Below are 19,465 nucleotides of genomic sequence, written 5' to 3' on the forward strand. Positions count from 1 at the left end.
CAGCCAGGGCTTTAGTTCAGGTCTGAGTCAGTGCCGGGGCAGCCAAGCCAGGCGGAACGGTAAGCCCAAAGCCCCGCCTTCAGCACAAGGAGACACCATGCCCGAGGTTCTCGCCTACGCCTGCGACGACGCCACCACCAAGTTCCACCGCACCACCATCACTCTGCGCGAGCCCGGCCCCAAAGAGATCTACTTTGAGGTCAAATACGCCGGGATCTGCCACTCAGATATCCACACCGCCCGCGGCGAATGGGGCCCCGCCAAATACCCCCTAACCCCCGGCCACGAGATCGCCGGAATCGTCACCAAGGTTGGCGCCGAGGTCACCAAATACCAGGTCGGCGACAAGGTCGGTGTGGGCTGCATGGTGAACTCCTGCGGCAGCTGTGAGTACTGCCAGGCCGACCAGGAGCAGTTCTGCGTGGGCACCCCGGGCGGCCTACCCCACACCCTGTGGACTTACGGCGACGACGCTGAGGGCAAGCCCACTGCCGGTGGCTACGCGCAAGGTTTCACCGTCTCGGAGGACTTCGCCTGCCGCATCCCCGATGAGATTCCCTTTGAAGCCGCCGCCCCGCTGCTGTGTGCCGGTATCACCACCTATTCGCCGCTGAAGCGCTATGGCGCAGGGCCGGGCCGCAAGGTCGCCGTCGTTGGCATGGGCGGACTGGGGCATATGGCCGTTCAGATCGGCGCCGCTATGGGCGCGGAGATCTCCGTCATTTCCCATGGCCGTTCCAAGGAGGCTGATGCGAAGCGTTTTGGTGCCACCAGCTTCTACGCCACCAGTGAGCCTGGCACCCTGGAGGCTCTGCGTGGCACCTTCGATGTCATCTTGTGCACCGTCGGGGCCGACGACCTGGACTACGCGGGCCTAATCGCCACACTCAGGCCTTTCGGCTCATTTGTGGATGTAGGCCTGCCCGAGGCCCCGACCACTTTGCACCTTTCCACCTTGGTTTTGGGCTCCAAGGCGCTGGCCGGCTCACAGATCGGCGGCATTGCCGAGACTCAAGAGATGTTGGACTTCTGTGCCAAGCACGGAATTGCGCCGCAGGTGGAGCTGATCAGCGGCGAGGACATCACCGCCGCCTATGACAAGGTGGTCGGTTCCCAGGTCCGCTACCGCTACGTGATTGACACCAGCACCTTTTGAGGCAGCCCAAGTGCTAATCCAGCGCAGCCTCGACTAACAGGCAGCCCTTAGAGTCAGCGAAAATGCAGCTATCACCGTGGTTGGTCAACATAGTTGACCAACCACGGTCGATCGAGGTAGCTTAGAGTCATGAACACCAAGCTCACGGATACGACAGTTAAGGTTCAGCAAGCTAAGACGCATCTGTCCTCGCTACTAGCAAAAGTGGAAACAGGAGCAACCATCACCATCGCCCGTGGTTCCACACAGGTGGCCCGGTTGGTACCGATTCAGACCTGCGAACGCGAGCTTGGCTTCGGCGGCTACCACCTCCCGGATTCATTCTTCGAGGACCTCCCGGAGGAGGAGCTCACTGCCTGGGAGGCGCGGTGATGGGGCGCTACCTACTAGACACTCACACCCTTATCTGGGCGATTAACGACCCAGACCGACTCGGCGAACAGGCACTGCCTGTGCTGCGCAACCGCACGAACCAGATCTTGGTGTCAGCGGCATCGGCCTGGGAGATGCACACCAAAGCCAGGCTCGGCAAGCTCCCCGGGGCTGAGGCCTGGCTGAGCACACTCGAGCACCAGATCGCTCGCCTAGAGGCCAGCATCCTCCCAATCTCATGGCCGCACTCACGCCTGGCTGGCAGCATGGACTGGGAGCATCGCGACCCTTTCGACCGTATGCTCGCCGCCCAAGCCATGCTCGAGTCTCTCACCCTCATCACCACCGACAGGGCCTTTTCAACACTGCCGGGCCTACGGACACTCTGGTAACCAGAATCAGGCCGGTTAGCAACGGCGGCGCCCGCCGGTCCCTGAAGCCAGGGAAGCAGCGGGCGCCGTCGTCGTAATAGAAGTGATCAGTCCTCAGCAGCGCTGGGGTGAGTCATATCCATTGGGACCACCCACTTGTCGAACTCTGCCTCAGTCACAAAGCCTAGTTCCAGGGCCGACTCGCGCAAGGACAGGCCCTTGTGGTGCGCGTTCTTGGCGATCTTGGAGGCCTTGTCGTAGCCAATGTGACGGTTGAGGGCCGTGACCTGCATGAGGTTCGTGTCCAGGTTGGCCTTGATCTTGTCCGTGTTGGGCTCGATGCCGTAGGCGCAGTTCGTGTCAAAGGACACGCAGGCGTCACCCAGCAGCTTGATGGACTCCAGCACGCACCAAGCCATGACAGGCTTAAAGACGTTGAGCTGGAAATTGCCCTGCGAGCCGGCAAAGCCCACGGTGGCGTCATTGCCGAAGACCTTCACGGCCACCATGGTCATGGCCTCACACTGGGTGGGGTTGACCTTGCCAGGCATGATGGAAGAGCCCGGCTCATTCTCCGGAATCAGCAACTCGCCGATGCCATTGCGCGGGCCAGAGGCGTACCAACGCACGTCGTTGGCGATCTTCATCAAGGCGTCAGCGAGCACGCGCAGGGCGCCAGAGACCAGCACCAAGGCGTCGTGGGCGCCCAGGGCTGCGAAGAGGTTGTCAGCCTGTTTGAACTCAATGCCGGTTTCCTCGCTGATCTTCTGAGCTGCCAGCACCCCGAACTTGGGGTGGGCGTTCAGACCGGTGCCCACGGCGGTGCCGCCGATGGCAAGCTCACGGGCACGCGAGTCGGCGTAGCGGATGCCGTCCAGAGCAAAGTCGATCTGGGCTACCCAACCGGAGAAGACCTGCCCCAGGGTAATGGGGGTGGCATCCTGCAGATGCGTGCGGCCCACCATGACGATGTCCTGGAACTCTTTGGCCTTCTTGTCCAGGGTGTCCCGCAGCTGCATGACGCGCGGATACATCACCTGCAGCTCGTTGACCACGGCGATGTGCATGGCCGTGGGGAAGGTGTCATTGGAGGACTGGCCGCGGTTGACGTGGTCATTGGGGTGGACCGGGGTTTTGGTGCCCATCTGCCCGCCAGCCAGCTCAATGGCGCGGTTGGAGATGACCTCGTTGGAGTTCATATTGGACTGGGTGCCGGAGCCAGTCTGGAAGACCACCAGCGGGAAGTGCTCGTCCAGTTTGCCGGAGATGACCTCGTCACCGGCCTTGGCAATCAAGTCGGCGATGTCCTGGGGCAGCTCGCCCAGCTCAGCGTTGGCCAAGGCCGCGGACTTCTTGAGGATGCCCAAGGCTTTGATGAGCGGGGAGGTCAGTACGAAGGTCGGGCGACCAATGTCGAAGTTAGTTAGGGAGCGCTGCGTCTGGGCGCCCCAGTAACGGTCGGAGGCAACCTCAACGGTGCCCATGGAGTCGGACTCTGTGCGCGTCGTCGCGCTGGTGCTCATTTCAGCCATGGGCTAAGGCTAACGAATCGCAGCCACCCGTGTACGCCCACACCGGGGCAGCAAAACTTGCTCGCCGCTAGGTGCAGCGCACTGGTCGCCTGGCCGTGGCCCTGCTGCCCTGTCCGCGCTCAGGTCGCTGCCGCCTGTCACTGGACCAAGCCAACGGCGACGGCGTAGCCAGCAGGGTCCACCGGCCGCCCGGCCCGCGGCAGGCCCTCCACCACCAGCAGATAAGAAATGGTGAGGAGTTCTCGCACCAGGGCAGCGTCTAACCCCTCCCCTGGCTTGACTGTCACCCAGTGACGTTTATTCATGTGGTAGCCGGGCGTGATGAAGGTGTACTGCCGACGCAGGACCTCGCCGTCTTCTGGATCGACTTTGAGGTTGAGCATCTGAGGGCCGCGGGAATTGGTGAGCAGGGCGAATATCTTTCCGCGCACCTTGTAGACCTCCCAGTCCGGCCCAAATGGCTGGCACAGCTCGGAGCCGGGCAGGGATTGCGCCACCTCATGCGCGCTCTCGCGCAGTTCCTCACCCTCCATGGGCGGCTCCTTTCACCGGGATATCAGGACCTAGCTGATTCTCCTGTGGTCCCAAGCCGGGACAATCCCAGGCTCATACGCAGTGGTGCTTCTCGCAGAAGACGTGCTCGCCGTCGATCTTGAAACTGTCCCGCTCGGCGGCCCGCAAGGCGTCGTCAGCGGTGTAGCTCAGCGCGAGGACCCGCTCGATGGCGGTGCCATCAGGGTCGTGCACGGTGTCCACCACCCGGTGGGCGACCATCCGCTCACATCCTTCGTGGTCACACTGAACGGCAATGGCCTCGCGGCGAATGAACATCTTCTCTCCTCATTGAGATCGGCAATCCGGTGACGATGGTCACCTTATTGCCCTTTATACCCATTCATTAGCCTTGCTGTGCCCCAAACCGCCACACAGCAATGCAATCGGTTCCCAGTAGGCCGAGGGCTCAACTCTGATTCAGCCGCGCAGGCCTAAGCCACGCATACGGCTCATAGTTCCCTGAGAGAGCACCTGGTACAGGAGCTCTGCCCCAGCAGTGCCGGAGGCCAACTCCGGGTGAAGGGCCAGCATCCGCTGCAAGGTGCCGATCTCTTCACCCGCCACACGCCGCCCCCACAGGCCCAAGCGGGCCGCAAGCTGGGCGTCGCCGTCGATAGCGGGCACCAGTTCCCGTGAGGCCAGGGACCCCAGGCGCTCGTCAGCAAGCTCATCAAGAAGGGCGCCACGCAGCGGCTCCGGCAGGCTGTCAACCAGCGCCATGCAGAAGTCGATCAGCAGACCGAAAGTTAGGTAGGTCTTGACTAGCCGCTCAGACCAGTCAGAGGGCCGTAGGCGCTGGTCAAAGTCACCAAGCGAACCGACGAAGCGCTGCGCCTCGGCGTCGATGTCAATACCTGCGGCGGCGGCAGCCTCAGCCACGCGCCCATATCCGGCGACGGCGGCCGCACTCATGCGCATGATGGCCACGCGGGAGGCCATCAGTGGAGCCTTGTCCGCATCCTTGGCATAGCGCGTGCAGGCAACGATGCGGGAATAGGCCACCACGCCAACAACGGCGCGCTGGTAAGCGGTCGCTGCTGCCTTCGCGGCGCTTTCAAGGGGAGCTTCAGTGCTAACAGGGCTGGGCTCGGTCATGAAGCTAGGTTAGTTCTTGACCCGTGGTCAGTCTGGGCAAATCTGCCTAACCCATACCGGACGCCGCGTGCGCTGCCGTGACTTCCGCCACGAGGGCGAAGCTTGGGGCTGTCTAACGTTCCAATGACGCGGATTTGTCGCTAGCCTGGCGGAGACCACGGTTGCCCGGTCGTCATGCCTACTTCTCCTGCCCGCCAGCAACGGCCCAGCGCAGGACACGAATCCACGATCGGCTGCCACAACGACCGCGCCACTGCGGCCACGGCCGAGCCCCGCTCACAGAGTGCAGCTCCACCCCGGCCGCCGCCTGCCGCCCACTTTGGGCTGAGCTCTTTGGCGCACAACCAGACAAGGCACACATTGACCAAGCACAGCTCCTCCGCTGCCATGCCGGAGGAAACCGTCAGCCCTACCACCGCTGCAAGCACAGCCGCCAGCGCTGAGACTGCCAGCAGCGCGAACGCCCCCTCCGCTACTAGCCCAGCCGAAGGCCCAGCCAGCTCCGGAATCATTGAAACCGCTTCTGCCCACGCCCCCGTCCTAGATGAAGCCACCCCGGATATCACCGACGAAGGTGAGCAGGTTGACCTCACCCAGAAGAGCTTCGCCCAATACGGGGTAGAGCCAGAGATTTGCCAGGCTCTAGCCGCCAAAGGCATCACCTACCCCTTCCCCATCCAGGCCCTCACCCTGCCGGTAGCCCTGGACGGCCAGGACATCATTGGCCAGGCCAAAACCGGCACCGGCAAGACCTTGGGTTTCGGCCTGCCCCTGCTCATGGACACTCTAGGCCCGGGCGAGGAAGGCTGGGATGAGGACCCCGCTGCCGGCTCCCCGCAAGCCCTGGTGGTCCTGCCAACACGCGAACTCGCCAAGCAGGTGGCTGAAGAACTCAAGATGGCGGCAGCCAAGCGCACCGTCCGCATCGTGCAGGTCTACGGCGGGCGCGCCTACGAACCGCAGATCGAAGCCCTGGAGAAGGGCGCGGAGGTTGTGGTCGGCACGCCGGGTCGCCTAATCGACCTGCTAGACCGGGGCGTGCTGGACCTGAACCACGTGACCACCGTGGTGCTGGACGAAGCCGACGAGATGCTAGATCTGGGCTTCCTCCCTGATGTGGAGAAGATCCTGGCCCGCACTCGCCCCGACCGCCAGACCATGTTGTTCTCCGCGACCATGCCCGGCGCCGTCGTCGCTCTGGCGCGCCGCTACATGACCAAACCCACCCATATTCGCGCACAAGACCCGGGCGACGAATCCATGACCGTCAAGACGGTGCAGCAGGTGGTCTACCGCACCCATGCACTCAACAAGGTGGAGGTGGTCTCGCGGATCCTGCAAGCCGAAGGCCGGGGGCGGACCATTATTTTCGCCCGCACCAAGCGGACTGCCGCCCGGGTAGCTGAAGACTTGGGGGCGCGCGGCTTCGCCACTGGCGCCCTGCACGGAGACCTGGGCCAGGGGGCGCGCGAACAGGCCCTGCGTGCCTTCCGCAAAGGCAAGGTGGATGTGCTGGTGGCCACTGATGTAGCCGCCCGCGGCATTGACGTGGACGACGTCACCCACGTCATCAACTACCAGTGCCCCGAGGACGAGAAGATCTATGTGCACCGCATCGGGCGCACAGGCCGGGCCGGTAACTCCGGCACTGCTGTCACCTTTGTGGATTGGGATGACACCCCGCGCTGGCGCCTGATTGCCAAGGGCCTGGGCTTGCCCGTAGAGGAGCCAGTGGAGACCTACCACACCAGCGAGCACCTATTCGCAGACCTGTGCATCCCGGAAGGCGTCACTGGCAAGCTCCCCAAGGAAAAGCGTGTGCTGGCCGGCCTGGACGCTGAGGAGATTGAAGACCTGGGTGAGACTGGGCGGCGCGACGGCGGACGCAGTGGCCGAAGTGGTCGAGGTGGTCGCGGCGGAGCTGGCTCCGGGCGCGGCAGTGACAACAGGCACGCTGGACGCGGGGGGCGTGGTGCTCGCGGCGAAGGCTCTGGCCGAAGCAAGCGGGCGACGGCGTCGTCCGCTGAAGGCAGTGAGCAAGTTTCCAAGCGTGGCGGTGAGCGCCGGACGCGTAACCGCAAACGCACGCGCGGTGGTAAGCCGGTGGACGGTCAGAACACCCAGGACTGAGTCTCAAAGCACCCGAATCTGACGAGTTCGCCCGTTTGTGACGTAAACGCCTGTACTGCGGGCGTTTACGTCACAAACGGGCGTTCTGGGCCTATGGATCGCGCGCCCGCACTACCGCTGAGCCGCGCTCCACAGGCTGCGCTGATGCACCCTGCAAGCACCGCGTTACCTACTTGCTAGCTTTGCAGCGCCCGGCGCGCGCGATCCTGCTTGTATGAGCAGCACCTACCCGACGCCGTCGCCCCTGCCGAAAATCCTGCTCCAGGCAAGCAGCGCCCAGACCATACGTGCCAAAACCCCTGGAATCCTGCGCCTGCTACCAGGGTGCTACTACCAACCGCAGCCAGGCCCCGTGTGGCAACAGCAGCAGCAGCTAAGCCTCGCCCGCTGTGTAGCGGCTGCCGCTCGAAACCGCCATGCGATCGCGCTGACGCATGAGTCTGCAGCCCTCGTGCACGGACTTTGGGTGCGCAGCCCTGAACCAGACGTGCACCTGGCCTTTGACGCCCATCCGGGTCATTCGCGCATATCCCTGCCCGCCTTCCAGCTCAGTGAAGTGCAGCCGCCCATCCCAAGTGCTCCCAGCCGAAGCGGCCCCCAGCTCCGGCGTCGGTTCATGCAACTGACTGAGGACGAGCTGGTCACCGTGAGCGGCCTGCGCGTCACCTCCTGGCTACGCACCGCGGTGGACTGCTGCTTTGACCTGCCGCCACAGGCAGCAGTGACAGTGGTGGACTCGGCGCTACGAGCACTCCTGCGTCCAAGCCGAACTCGGCTGCGCAGCGAAGAGCAGACCTGGACTGCATTGCGCGCAGAGCTACTGAAACGCGTGCTGGCCCGAGGGCCGCGGAAGGGGAGCCGGCGTGCCCGGGCGGTGGCCCAGGCTGCTGATCCCTGGTCTGAATCACCTGGGGAAAGCCAGGTGCGCCTGCGCGCGGTGGCCCTTGGACTGCCGCCGCTGGTCTCGCAGCATGAATTGCGTATCCGGGTCAGAGGGCAAGTCAGGCGGTTCTTCATAGACCTGGCTTGGCCTGGGCTTGGCCCTGGTGCCGGGGTTGCACTGGAGTTCGATGGGCGCAGCAAGTACGGCTCCGCACAGGACCTGTGGGATGAGAAGTCGCGGCAGGACGCTCTGACAAATGCAGGTTGGAAGGTGCTGAGACTGACCGGGGAGCACCTGCGGGACTGTTCCTCCTTAGATGAAGAGTTATGTGCTTGCCTGCCAGCGCAGGTGGTGCGAGTAGCCCGCCCCGTGGCCGCCCTGTGGAGCTGAGGAGCGGGTAGGAAGAGGGACACAAAGCACCCAATTCTGACGAGTTCGCCCGTTTGTGACGTAAACGCCCGCCGTACAGGCGTTTACGTCACAAACAGGCGTTCTGGTGGAAAGCCGAGACGGCCGCTACGCTCCAGGCTCAGCCCAAAAGGGCACGGAGCAGCAGCATCCCGGTGGCCCCGATACCCGCCGCAGCCGGCAGGGTGATGATCCAAGCCAAGCCAATGGGCCGCATAAGCCGCCAGTTAGCGGCCTTGTTGACCATGCCAACTCCAAGCACCGCACCGATCAGAATGTGGGTGGAGGAAACAGGCAGCCCCAACACGGAGGCCCCCATAACAACCGCAGCAGCACTGAGCTCAGCGGCAAAGCCGGAAGCCGGGTGCATCTTGGTCAAGCCCGAGCCAACCGTCATGATGACGTTGCGGCCAATGAACCACAGGCCCGAAACCAAGGCCAGACCACAGGCAATGGTGATGGTGGCAGGCACAGCGGCCTTGGCGCTAATCGTGTCAGTCTTAAGCACGTCCAAGATCGCTGCGAAGGGGCCGACGGCGTTGGCGATGTCGTTAGAGCCGTGAGAGAAAGCGAAGGCAGCGGCGGTGAATACCTGCATCCAGGAGAACAGGGTGAAGGTGGCCTTGGACAGGCTCTTCTTCTTCATGGAGCGGGCAAAGATAAAGATGGAGAACCACACACCCATACCGACCATGCCCATGATGAGCACGTCCTGGAGCAGGTCCAAGCCCAAGTCAAGGTTCTGCAACCCCTTGAACAGGAGCATCGAGGTGATGACAACCGCTCCCACGGCGGCCAGCAGCGGCACCCAAGTCTCTAGAGCCTTGTGGGACTGCACCTTGTCTGCCTTGCGTTCAATCTTGAGTAGCTCTTTGAAGTATTCGGACTCAAGCTCGTCCTCTTCAAAGTCCGGCAGGCTCATCGCGGCAGCGTCACGGGTCATCTTGTTGGTGTAAGCCAACTGCTGAAGTTCGGTGAGGCGCTCGAAGGAGGCGCGGTGGCGGTCGCGGTGAGCGATTCGCTCGGCGTGGATGGCGCGCATGCGGGCGTCAGCCTCCTCGCCGTAGATCAGGATGTGCTTCTTGATCTGGTGGAAGAGGGTGTAGGCGGCCAGGGCCCCAAGGAGTGGGGACAACACCCAAGAGATTGCGATCTTGCCGATCTCCATCCACTGGACCATCTCAAAGCCACCGGTGCCGGTGACGTATCCCAGGGTCACAGCTGCACCCACGATGCCGCCGACGATGGCATGGGTGGTGGAGACGGGCCAGCCCATCTTGGTGGCCACCAGTAGCCAGACGGCTGCACCCAACAGGGCGGCGAGCATGATGAAGACGAAGTCTTGGGGCTGCAAGCCCACCTGAGCTAGGTCCACGATGCCGGAACGCACCGTTTCGGTTACGGAGCTTCCGGCGAGGACGGCACCAGAGACTTCAAAGATTGCTGCTACCAGCAAGGCCTGCTTCATGGTCAGGGTTCCGGCCCCCACTGAGGTGCCGAAGGAGTTGGCGACGTCGTTACCGCCAATGTTGAATGCCATGAAGACGCCCACTAGCACGGTAGTGAACAGCACCAGGTGGTCACCGGCCCCACCGATGTAACCCAGGGCCCAGCCGGTGAACCAGATGACCGTGCCAATCAGGATGGCACCGAAGATCAAGTGCCAGTTGCGGTCCACCCCCAGGAAACCTTTGGACAGTCCGGTGGGCTCTTCATCCTCCTCCGGGCTGGAGGCAGCAGTCGTTTCCTCCGTAGGGTCAATATCAGGGTGGATCACTCCCTTGGCCACAGCCAGGTTCTCAGCGGCGGTGGCGGCGGTAAGGGATTTGGAGGGGCTCGCGCCGTCGGAGCTGGTCTCGCTCTTGGCGTTGGCCTTGCTGGAGTTCATGCCTTCTGGCACGGGGGCCTCCTGGGATGTCCGGGGAAGGTGGGACGGTTGTGGGTAGAGCGTGCCGTCGCCAGGTAAACACCAGGTAAAGGAATGGCGCCCACAGGCACCTCAGCTCGCGATTTCGGTCACCTAACTGGGCCGCCTCCGATTCGGGCTGCCTTAACGCAGGACCTCGGTCTCCTGCACCTGTGATCGCTCCCAGCCGTGACGCTGCGCCCATCCCTCAGGCACCACCAATGGCAGGGCGCCTTCTGCAACGATCTGGCGCAGCAGCGCCTCCGGCATCAGGTTTTCCCCCAAACAGTTGGGTTTGCCGGTGCCGTGGTAGTCGGAGGAACCGGATTGAGCCAGCCCCAGGCTCTCCGCCAGCTCGCGGGCAGCGCGGCGGGCGGCGGCGTCGTGATCGCGGTGATCCACTTCCAGGGCGGCCAGGCCTGCCTCTGCCATGGCGGCGAAGGTCTGGTCTGGCACTAGACGCCGCTGGCGTTTGGAGGCGCGCGGGTGGGCGGCCACTGGCACTCCCCCAGCCGCCCGCACCAGTGCACAGGCTTCCACCGGGTCCAGGGCCCAGTGGCGCACGTAGTAGGGCGAATCGGTAGCTAGGGGCTCGGCAAAAGCAGCGCTGCGGTCCGGGAAGGATCCTGCGGCCACCAAGGCATCAGCAATATGGGGACGGCCGATGGTGTGGGAGTCGGCGGCCTGGGTGAGCACGTCCTCCCAGGTGATGGGGTAGTCCTCCGCCAGGAGTTCCACCATGCGCTGGGCGCGGGTGTCGCGGGTGTCGCGGGAGCGGGCGAAGGCGGCTTGAAGGGCTGGGTCTGCAGGATTGTGCAGGTAAGACAGCAGATGGAGGGTGACGCCGTCAGCGGCGCAGGAGATCTCCGTTCCGCGCAACAGGGCCACACCACTGGTGGCGACGGCGGCCTCCGCCTCTTCCCAGCCGGCGGTGGTGTCATGGTCAGTTAGGCCGACGACGTCCAGGTCAGCTTGCACTGCGGCAACCATGAGGGCGGTTGGGCTGTCGGTTCCGTCTGAGCAGGCGGAGTGAGTGTGAGGATCGATGCGCACCAGCCCAGTGTAGGGAGCGCCTCTGACACAAACTGCCTGCGCCTGCATCGCCTTGACGTCGCTCCCCCACTGCGCTCAGGCCGCCCGTCTGCCCGCCTTCAACCAGGCGCAGCATCAGGGCGGCCCCCGGCACCCAGACCGCCCCCTGCCCTGCCTCTAGGCAAGGTGCGGATTCGGTCTGCGGCGGCGGCGGTGCCACCATAGCCCTATGACTGACCAGACCGACCCGCGCACCAGCAAGCCCGCCGCATCCGCCCAGCCCGCAAACAACCGCACGCCAGAGCCTCCCGCTCAGGCCCCGCAGTCTCAGGCCACCGCCGCCCAGGCCCCGCAGTCCCTGGCCCAGCGCGGCAACAACCGCTCTCACAAGCCCAATAACCAGGCTTTCCGCGACTTCATTGCCTCTGGTTGGGGGCCGCGTCCGGCCGGTCTGCCGGAGCGCTCAGACTCCGCCGAGTGGGCGCAGCGCCGTCGGGCACGACTGGGGGCGCTTTTCGCGGGTGAGCGCCTGGTGATTCCGGCTGGCCCACTGGTCACCCGCAACAATGACTGCGACTACCGCTTCCGGCCTTTCTCGGCCTTCGCGCACCTGGCGGGCACGGGCACGGATTTCGAACCCGATGCCGTGCTGGTGCTGGACCCGCTAACCGTGCCGGGTGCTGAGGTACCCGCTGGGGAGCCCACCCATGAGACCGTGCTGTACTTCCGGCCGCGCGCCTCCCGGGGTTCAGAGGAGTTCTACGGCGACCCGCGCTATGGCGAGCTGTGGGTGGGAGTGCGCCCCTCCATTGCGGAGGTGGAGTCTCGCACCGGCATCCGTTGCGCACATATTGACACCCTGCCAGATGCCCTGGCCAAGGACGCGGGCCCTGACGCCGTGCAGTTGCGCGTGATGGCTCAAGCTGACCCGGCCGTCACCGCCCTGGTGGCCAGCGTGCGCCAGGCCGCCGGACTGTTGGAGGCCACTGAGGAGTCCCAGTTGGCCACCACGGCCCTGGATGATGCTCTGGCTGAGGCGGCTAGCGAGCTACGCCTGTGCAAGGACGAGTGGGAGGTAGCCCAGCTGCAGGCAGCGGTGGATGCCACCAAGGCTGGTTTTGATGACCTGATCCGCTCCATTCCCCGGGCCAAGGGGCACTGGCGCGGCGAGCGGGTGCTAGAAGGCGCCTTTGGCGCCAAGGCTAGGGAGGAGGGCAACGGCCTGGGCTACGAGACCATTGCCGCAGCCGGCAATCACGCCAACACGCTGCACTGGATCTGCAATGACGGGCCGGTGCGTCCGGGAGAGATGGTGCTGGTAGACGCCGGTGTGGAGGTGGACTCATTGTACACGGCGGATGTGACCCGCACGATCCCGGTGGACGGGCGTTTTACTGCGGCGCAGCGGCGCGTATATGAGGCGGTGCTGGAGGCGGCTGACGCTTCCTTCGCCCGGGCAGCGACGCCGGGCTGTCGTTTCCGGGATCTGCACGCTGCCGCTATGGAGGTGCTGGCTGCCCGCCTGGAGGAGTGGGGCATGCTGCCTGAGGGCGTGACGGCGGCAGACTCCCTGGCTGCTGATGGGCAGTTCCATCGACGTTGGATGGTGCACGGCACCAGTCACCACCTGGGCCTGGATGTGCACGACTGTGCGCAGGCCCGCCGGGAGATGAGTATGGAGACACTGTTGTTGCCGGGCATGGTTTTCACGATTGAGCCGGGCCTGTACTTCCGTGAGGATGACCTGCTGGTGCCAGAGGAGCTGCGGGGCATGGCGGTGCGCATTGAGGACGACGTCGTGATTCGGCCCGATGGCCGCCCGGAGTACCTGACAGCGGCTATTCCACGCCGCCCTGACGAGGTGGAGGCTTGGGTCAGCGGCCTAATTGAGGCCAAGGCCTGAGGGCCACGCTGCTGCGGGCGTCTCGCTGACGCCTTTCTGACACCACTGGAAGCGTCGGCATGCACCGATATAATCGGTGTATGCCGACATTTCATGATCTGCTTCCAACTGACCTTTCCGACGACGCCGACGCCGTCGACAACTCCCGCGCCCTCGCCACGCTGCTCACAGCACTGAGCGACCCAACCCGTCTGGCAATGCTCGCGCATCTGCGTGGGGGCGAGCACCAGGTTGGCGAGCTAGCCGCCCACCTAGGACTCGCACAGTCCACCGTTTCCCAACACCTTGGGGTCCTGCGCGACGCCGGACTGATCTCTACACACTCACACGGACGGGCCCGCGTCAGCCGCCTAGAACACAGTGATGAGCTAACCGCCCTGCTAGTCACCGCAGAGGCACTGCGCCGAGCCGTCAGCACCCAGGCCGCTCCCGCGGAGAGGTCACTATGAGCCACTCCCACCACCACGGCGCAGCTGCCCCCACCTCCAGACTGGCCATCGCCTTAGGTCTTACCAGCCTGGTACTTCTTGGCGAGGTGGTCGTTGGACTGCTAACCGGCTCTTTGGCCCTGCTGGCCGACGCCGGACACATGGCCACCGACTCCATCGGCCTAGTGGTAGCGCTGCTCGCCGCCCATCTCTCCACCCGCCCCGCCACCGACACCTGCACTTGGGGCTTGCGGCGCGCAGAAGTTATCGGCGCCGCACTCCAGGCCTCAGCTCTGGTACTTGTGGGCATAAGCGTGTCAGTGCATGCCGTTATGCATCTGTTCTCACCGCCAGAACTTCGCCCCGCAGGAGTGCTCGCCATGGGGGTGGTGGGGCTGGCAGCCAATATGGCCTCCCTGGCAGTGCTGGCAGGGAAACGCGAGGAAAACCTGAATTTGCGAGCTGCCTTCCTGGAAGTCCTGGGAGACGCACTCGGCTCGGTAGCAGTGATCGGTGCCGCCATCACCACTGCGCTAACCGGCTGGCAGCGGGCCGACGCCGTCGCCTCCCTGCTGATCGCCGCACTAATAGTGCCGCGGGCTGTGGTGCTGCTGCGAGCAGCTGGGGCCGTCCTCCTAGACCTGTCCCCCGCCGGCCTGGACCTGGGCCAGGTGCGCCAGCATTTGCTAGGCCTAGATGACGTCCTCAGCGTCCATGATCTGCATGCGTGGAGCGTTTCCACCGATCTGCCGGTGTTGACCGCCCATGTGGTCATCAGCGAGGAGGCAGCGACTCAAGGCAGCGGGGAGGAGGTGCTGGACGCCCTGCAAAACTGCGTGGCGGAGCACTTCCCGCTCAAGGTCAGGCACACAACCTTTCAGCTTGAGCCGCCCTTCCACCAGACGCACGAGGCAGCCCTCTGCTCCTAAGTCACCTGTCTTAGTGGCGGAGTTCAGCGGTTGGAGTCTCGATAGCGTTTACGAGTGGGCTGGGGAATGTGTACAGACTCTGTGCGACCCTCCCCCTCCAGATGCTCCCGCGCAAAAGCTAGAGCACTGGCTAGGCCCTCCCGCCGCTGCTGCGGCGTCATAGAGCGGGTGGCTACCTCTACCACCACATTGCCCCCACGCGCCTCAAAGCCGGTGGCTTGCAGGTGGCGGAGTACTCCAGCACAGTCCTGGTTTCCTTGACCAGGCAGCAGGTGGTCATCCAGGGGGCCAGGCACGCCGTCTGTTAGGTGCAGATGCTTAAGGGTGGGACCTAGGGCGCGCGCCATGGCTAGGGCGTCGGCGCCCGAGGTGGCGGCGTGGGAAATGTCTAGAGTGACTGAGCGGTATCCCTGTCCCACCGGATCCCAGGTCGGTGAGTAGGCCTGGAATTCGCGGGTGGAGCGGGCTTTGCGGGTGCGCCAGGTGAACATGTTCTCTACCGCGAGCGCCAAGCCACACTCGTTCTCGCGCCAGCGGATTCCCCGCACGAACTCTTTGGCGTAGCGGGTCTGCCAGAAGAAAGGCGGGTGAATGACGACGGCAGGGGCGCCCACAGCCTGGGCTAACTCGATAGAGCGGTCGATCTTGTCCCACGGATCCACCCCGAATACGGAGCGCGTCAGGATCAGGGTGGGGGCGTGAATTGCCAGCACTGGCTGCTGGTACTGCTGACTGAGGGCGCTTAGCCTTTCGGCGTCCTGGGTGAGGCGCTCAGACCAGACCATGACCTCCACACCGTCGTAGCCCAACTCGGCGGACAGGCGGAAGGTCTCCGCGCAGTCGCCGGGCAGCACGGAGGAGGTGGACAGCCCCACGGGGATACTCATGGCTCAGCTCCTTTGCCGCTGCCTGTGCTGGGCTCTTAGTGTCTCAGGTAGGGGTCGTCCAGGTCTGGGTGGTTTGGCTTTGGCGGTTCGGAGGCCGCGCTGGGGGTGGTTTCTGGCGACCCGGCGGGGGTGGTTTCTGCGGTGGAGTTGCCAGGGGTGGCCTCATCTAGGCGCACACCGAAGCGAGGCTTCTCGTCTGGGCGTGAACCGAAGGCAGTGGGGGCGGCCTCGCCGTTGGTGGCCCGGGCTTGACGGCGTTCCTCGGCGCGTTTGGCGGCTAGGCCGCCACGCAGCAGGTTGCCGGGCACCTGGGTGAGGCCCTGAGCTGCCTCGCGAGCCCGCTCTGCGGCCAGGATTGAGTAGCGGGAGGCCACCACTTGGCTGATGGAGGTGAAGTCTCGTTTGCCGCGAGACAAGGCGTAGGCGGCCAGCTGGAAGAGCATTCCCCAAACGACCCCTAGGAGCACGCAGGCGAAGAACAGGTTGCTGGTGGCGCCATTGGGGTTGAACAGGGCCATCATTGCGGCAAAGAACATGCCGATCCACAGGCCTGAGCCGGCGCCGGCAGCGGCGGCACGTCCCCAGCTCATGCGCCCGGTGATGCGCTCCACTTGCCGCAGGTCGGTGCCCACAATGGTCAGGTGTTGCACGGGAAAACCACTGTCTGACAGGGAGTCCACAGCAAACTGGGCTTCCGCGTAGGTGGCGAATGAGGCTACCTCCTCCCCTACGGGCATTCCGCTAGCGAGGCGGTTGGTCGGGCCGTTTGGGGCAAGGTGGTTAGGGAGTTGGCTCATGGCGCTATCGTCCCATGCTGGCCCGGGCGGTTACCTGTCAGTACGCCGGGCGCTTAGTCTGGAACAGTGGAAAACTCCAGGTCACGCTCCAACCGCGTGTTTGTGGCTCGTCTCGTGGGCACCACCGTCTTCGACCCAATTGGGGATGCGATCGGTCGGGTCCACGACGTCGTCGTGCTTATCCAGCTGCGCGGTAATCCGCGCGCGGTGGGCCTGGTCATTGAGGTAGCCGGGCGCCGCCGAGTGTTCATGCCCCTGTCCCGGGTGACGGCCATTGAGCCGGGTGCGGTGATTACCACCGGGCTTATGAATATTCGCCGTTTTGAACAACGGGCGGTGGAGACCCTGGTGATGGCTGAGCTCTTTGACCGGATGGTCACCATGCGCGATGGCTCCGGCACCGTGACGATCCGTGACGTGGCTATGGAGAAGGACCGGGGTCTGGATTGGAAAGTCACCCGCCTGTTCGTGCAGCGCGCCTCCTCTGGTCCACTGGGTCTACGCCGAGGGGAGACCATGAATGTGCGCCCGGAGGAGGTTACGGGTCTGGCCGGCTCAGCCGAGCAACAGGGGGCCACCGCGCTGCTGGCCACCATGGAAGACCTTAAGGCCGCGGACCTGGCCGACGTGCTCTCCGACCTGCCCCTGCCCCGCCAGATCGAGGTGGCGGCGGAGCTCACTGACGCGCGTTTGGCGGACGCGGTGGAGGAGCTTTCTGATGACGATGCCGTCGCCCTGCTTTCGGGCCTAGACGCGGCCCGCGCCGCTGACGTCCTAGACAATATGCAGCCCGACGACGCCGCTGACTTGGTGGCTGAGCTGCCACAGACCAAGGCCGACGAGCTGCTGGAGTTAATGCAGCCCGCAGAGGCGGAGGATGTGCGCCGTCTGCTCACCTACGACGAATACACCGCCGGTGGGTTGATGACTACTGAGCCGATTATTTTGCCGCCGGAGGCCACGGTGGCTACCTTCCTGGCGCGGGCGCGCAAAGCAGAGGTCTCTCCGGCTTTGGCCACGGTGGCCTTTGTCTGCCGTCCGCCACTGGAAACCCCCACCGGTAAGTACCTGGGCATGGTGCACCTGCAGCGAGCTTTGCGTGAGCGCCCGCAGGCACCGGTAGGTTCACTGCTGGACAAGGGCTTGGATGAGGTGCTGGCGGAGGATTCCATTGGCACGGTCACCCGTCTACTGGCCACCTACAACCTCACAGCCCTGCCCGTGTTGGATGAGGCGGGGCGCCTGCTGGGTGCAGTGTCGGTGGATGACGTGTTGGACCACCTGATGCCGGATGACTGGCGTGAGGCAGATGAGGCGGTCACTGACCAGATGATTGAGAGGAGCGCGAATGGCTGAGCAGCTAGACCAGCCGCTGTCTGAGGCGCGCGCCCGCTGGTTGCGCTGGTTGCGCCCCCGCCGGGCCACCAATTCGGATGGTTTTGGGCGCTTCGCGGAGACCACGGCCCGTTTTATGGGCTCACCAAAGTTCCTCCTGTACATGACAGTGTTCGTGATCGCCTGGATCACAGCAAATGTGGTGTTGGCCCAAGCCACGGCGGACAAGGCCTGGGACCCTTACCCCTTCATCTTGCTGAATCTGGCTTTCTCCACACAGGCCTCCTATTCGGCTCCCCTGATCTTGTTGGCTCAGAATCGGCAGGATGACCGTGACCGCGTGCTGGCGGAGCAGGACCGCCAGCGCGCCCAGCGCAACCTGGAGGACACCGAGTACCTAACCCGGGAGATTGCCGCCTTGCGCCTTGCTATCAACGAGGTGGCCACCCGTGACTTTGTGCGCTCAGAGCTGCGGGACATGCTGGAGGAGATTCTGATGGAGGAACGGCGTACCCGCGCGGAGCTGCACGAAGACATCCAGGAGTTGGAGGAGCCGGAAGACGGCGAATCTGCAGCAGACCTCGGGCCGGACGGCGCCCGGCCTGCTGATCCGCGGCCCTGAGCCGCACCCAAGCGGCCTGGCGGCAGAGGCTGTGCACGGCGTCGATTCACCACGCCCTAAGATGACGTCATGTCTATCCCCACGCAGGAAGCCGTGCACGAGGCTCTGTCCCGTGTAATCGACCCAGAGATCCGCCGCCCTATCACCGACCTGAACATGGTCAAATCCGTGGAGGTGTCTGAGGACGGCACCGTCACAGTCCACGTGCTGTTGACGGTGGCTGGCTGTCCCCTGAAGGACACCATTCGCGCCGACGTCGAGCGCGAGGTCAGTTCCCTGGACGGTGTTACGGCGGTCCAGGTGGAGTTGGGCGCTATGAACGATGAAGACAGGGCGGAGCTGCGCCGTCGCCTCCGGGGCGGGGCCGCCGAGCCGGTGATTCCTTTCACTAAGCCGGGCAATCTCACGCGCGTCTACGCGGTGACCTCCGGCAAGGGCGGGGTGGGTAAGTCCTCCGTGACGGCTAATCTGGCGGCTGCAATGGCTGCTCAGGGGCTGAACGTCGGCGTGGTGGACGCGGATATTTACGGCTTCTCTATCCCTCGGATGTTGGGCGTGGAGCATGTGCCGACCCAGCTGGACGGCATGATTGTGCCGCCCATCGCTCACGGCGTGAAGGTCATCTCCATTGGCATGTTCGTGGAGGACAAGCAGCCGGTGGTGTGGCGTGGCCCTATGCTGCACCGGGCCGTACAGCAGTTCCTCTCGGATGTGTTCTGGGGTGACCTGGATGTGTTGCTGCTGGATCTGCCACCTGGCACCGGTGACGTGACGATCTCGGTGGCGCAGCTGTTGCCCAATGCGGAGATCTTGGTGATTACTACCCCGCAGACGGCTGCTGCAGAGGTAGCTGAGCGCACCGGTCTGATCGCCACGCAGACCCAGCAGCGCGTGGTGGGCGTGATTGAGAACATGTCCTGGATGGAGCAGCCCGATGGCTCACGCCTGGAGGTTTTTGGCGCTGGCGGTGGGCAGGCGGTCAGCGAGTCCTTGACGCGCACCCTGGGTTATGAGGTACCGCTGCTGGCCCAGCTGCCACTGGATATTCGTTTGCGTGAGGGTGCTGACGCCGGGGTCCCGGCCAGCATTGGCGCTGAGGGCGCTCCGACTGAGGGCTCGACGGC

The 19,465-nt window shown here is 64.4% G+C and carries 19 protein-coding genes; 11 read left to right on the forward strand and 8 right to left on the reverse strand.

What is annotated here, in order from left to right; genetic code table 11:
* The first annotated feature begins 97 nt into the window (after window positions 1-97).
* The 3 genes from DR039_RS03575 (at window position 98) to DR039_RS03585 (ending at window position 1,920) form a co-directional block, all read left to right on the forward strand.
* Window positions 98-1,156: an NAD(P)-dependent alcohol dehydrogenase gene (locus DR039_RS03575; protein ID WP_111836051.1), complete on the forward strand. Its 1,059-nt coding sequence runs from the start codon at window positions 98-100 to the stop codon at window positions 1,154-1,156.
* 129 nt (window positions 1,157-1,285) lie between these two features.
* On the forward strand, window positions 1,286-1,528 hold the full coding sequence (locus DR039_RS03580) for a type II toxin-antitoxin system Phd/YefM family antitoxin (protein WP_111836052.1): 243 nt from the start codon (window positions 1,286-1,288) through the stop codon (window positions 1,526-1,528).
* Window positions 1,528-1,920: a type II toxin-antitoxin system VapC family toxin gene (locus DR039_RS03585; RefSeq protein WP_111836053.1), complete on the forward strand. Its 393-nt coding sequence runs from the start codon at window positions 1,528-1,530 to the stop codon at window positions 1,918-1,920. Before DR039_RS03580 ends, DR039_RS03585 begins: the two co-directional genes overlap by 1 nt.
* An 86-nt stretch (window positions 1,921-2,006) precedes the next feature.
* Here DR039_RS03585 and fumC read toward each other — a convergent pair whose 3' ends face one another.
* The 4 genes from fumC to DR039_RS03605 all read right to left on the reverse strand — a co-directional run bounded on the left by fumC (window position 2,007) and on the right by DR039_RS03605 (window position 5,081).
* On the reverse strand, window positions 2,007-3,431 hold the full coding sequence (fumC, locus tag DR039_RS03590) for a class II fumarate hydratase (protein WP_111836054.1): 1,425 nt from the start codon (window positions 3,429-3,431) through the stop codon (window positions 2,007-2,009).
* Window positions 3,432-3,568: 137 nt separating this feature from the next.
* A complete protein-coding gene (locus tag DR039_RS03595) occupies window positions 3,569-3,964 on the reverse strand; it encodes an MmcQ/YjbR family DNA-binding protein (RefSeq protein ID WP_111836055.1) in 396 nt (131 codons plus the stop codon).
* A gap of 73 nt (window positions 3,965-4,037) precedes the next feature.
* Window positions 4,038-4,262: a hypothetical protein gene (locus DR039_RS03600; RefSeq protein WP_111836056.1), complete on the reverse strand. Its 225-nt coding sequence runs from the start codon at window positions 4,260-4,262 to the stop codon at window positions 4,038-4,040.
* A gap of 141 nt (window positions 4,263-4,403) precedes the next feature.
* Window positions 4,404-5,081: a ferritin-like fold-containing protein gene (locus tag DR039_RS03605; RefSeq protein ID WP_111836057.1), complete on the reverse strand. Its 678-nt coding sequence runs from the start codon at window positions 5,079-5,081 to the stop codon at window positions 4,404-4,406.
* A 387-nt stretch (window positions 5,082-5,468) separates the two neighbouring features.
* On the opposite strand from DR039_RS03605, the gene DR039_RS03610 reads away from it, so the two are divergent.
* Both DR039_RS03610 and DR039_RS03615 read left to right on the forward strand, forming a co-directional pair.
* A complete protein-coding gene (locus DR039_RS03610; protein WP_111836070.1) occupies window positions 5,469-7,211 on the forward strand; it encodes a DEAD/DEAH box helicase in 1,743 nt (580 codons plus the stop codon).
* 214 nt (window positions 7,212-7,425) lie between these two features.
* Entirely contained in the window at window positions 7,426-8,484 is a 1,059-nt protein-coding gene (locus DR039_RS03615) for a hypothetical protein (RefSeq protein WP_111836058.1), read from the forward strand.
* Window positions 8,485-8,623: 139 nt separating this feature from the next.
* On the opposite strand, the gene DR039_RS03620 is transcribed toward DR039_RS03615, so the two are convergent.
* Together DR039_RS03620 and DR039_RS03625 are read right to left on the reverse strand one after the other, a co-directional pair.
* Window positions 8,624-10,402, reverse strand: a complete 1,779-nt coding sequence (locus tag DR039_RS03620; RefSeq protein ID WP_229116774.1) for an inorganic phosphate transporter — start codon at window positions 10,400-10,402, stop codon at window positions 8,624-8,626.
* Between the two features lie 150 nt (window positions 10,403-10,552).
* Window positions 10,553-11,461 carry a PHP domain-containing protein gene (locus DR039_RS03625; RefSeq protein ID WP_111836059.1) on the reverse strand — a complete coding sequence of 303 codons (909 nt, stop codon included), beginning with the start codon at window positions 11,459-11,461 and terminating at the stop codon, window positions 10,553-10,555.
* A 208-nt stretch (window positions 11,462-11,669) separates the two neighbouring features.
* Here DR039_RS03625 and DR039_RS03630 point away from each other — a divergent pair, with 208 nt between their 5' ends.
* From DR039_RS03630 to DR039_RS03640, 3 genes are all read left to right on the forward strand, one after another.
* Window positions 11,670-13,343, forward strand: a complete 1,674-nt coding sequence (locus DR039_RS03630) for an aminopeptidase P family protein (RefSeq protein ID WP_111836060.1) — start codon at window positions 11,670-11,672, stop codon at window positions 13,341-13,343.
* Between the two features lie 80 nt (window positions 13,344-13,423).
* The gene (locus DR039_RS03635; protein ID WP_111836061.1) at window positions 13,424-13,792 is read left to right on the forward strand and encodes an ArsR/SmtB family transcription factor; all 369 of its coding nucleotides are present in this window, start codon (window positions 13,424-13,426) and stop codon (window positions 13,790-13,792) included.
* Window positions 13,789-14,700 carry a cation diffusion facilitator family transporter gene (locus DR039_RS03640; RefSeq protein WP_111836062.1) on the forward strand — a complete coding sequence of 304 codons (912 nt, stop codon included), beginning with the start codon at window positions 13,789-13,791 and terminating at the stop codon, window positions 14,698-14,700. The genes DR039_RS03635 and DR039_RS03640 overlap by 4 nt, the downstream gene beginning before the upstream one ends.
* Before the next feature lie 23 nt (window positions 14,701-14,723).
* Here the strand turns inward: DR039_RS03640 and DR039_RS03645 are convergent, their stop codons facing one another.
* Window positions 14,724-15,587 carry a sugar phosphate isomerase/epimerase family protein gene (locus tag DR039_RS03645; RefSeq protein WP_111836063.1) on the reverse strand — a complete coding sequence of 288 codons (864 nt, stop codon included), beginning with the start codon at window positions 15,585-15,587 and terminating at the stop codon, window positions 14,724-14,726.
* 35 nt (window positions 15,588-15,622) lie between these two features.
* Window positions 15,623-16,384: a general stress protein gene (locus DR039_RS03650; protein WP_229116775.1), complete on the reverse strand. Its 762-nt coding sequence runs from the start codon at window positions 16,382-16,384 to the stop codon at window positions 15,623-15,625.
* A gap of 66 nt (window positions 16,385-16,450) precedes the next feature.
* On the opposite strand from DR039_RS03650, the gene DR039_RS03655 reads away from it, so the two are divergent.
* From DR039_RS03655 to DR039_RS03665, 3 genes are all read left to right on the forward strand, one after another.
* Window positions 16,451-17,740: a magnesium transporter MgtE N-terminal domain-containing protein gene (locus tag DR039_RS03655; protein WP_111836064.1), complete on the forward strand. Its 1,290-nt coding sequence runs from the start codon at window positions 16,451-16,453 to the stop codon at window positions 17,738-17,740.
* Window positions 17,733-18,341, forward strand: a complete 609-nt coding sequence (locus DR039_RS03660) for a DUF1003 domain-containing protein (protein ID WP_111836065.1) — start codon at window positions 17,733-17,735, stop codon at window positions 18,339-18,341. The genes DR039_RS03655 and DR039_RS03660 overlap by 8 nt, the downstream gene beginning before the upstream one ends.
* A 69-nt stretch (window positions 18,342-18,410) precedes the next feature.
* Window positions 18,411-19,465 (forward strand): P-loop NTPase (locus DR039_RS03665; protein WP_111836066.1); only part of this gene is annotated, 1,055 nt, incomplete at its 3' end.

The organism is Actinomyces bovis (assembly GCF_900444995.1).
Classification (GTDB): Bacteria; Actinomycetota; Actinomycetes; order Actinomycetales; family Actinomycetaceae; genus Actinomyces; species Actinomyces bovis.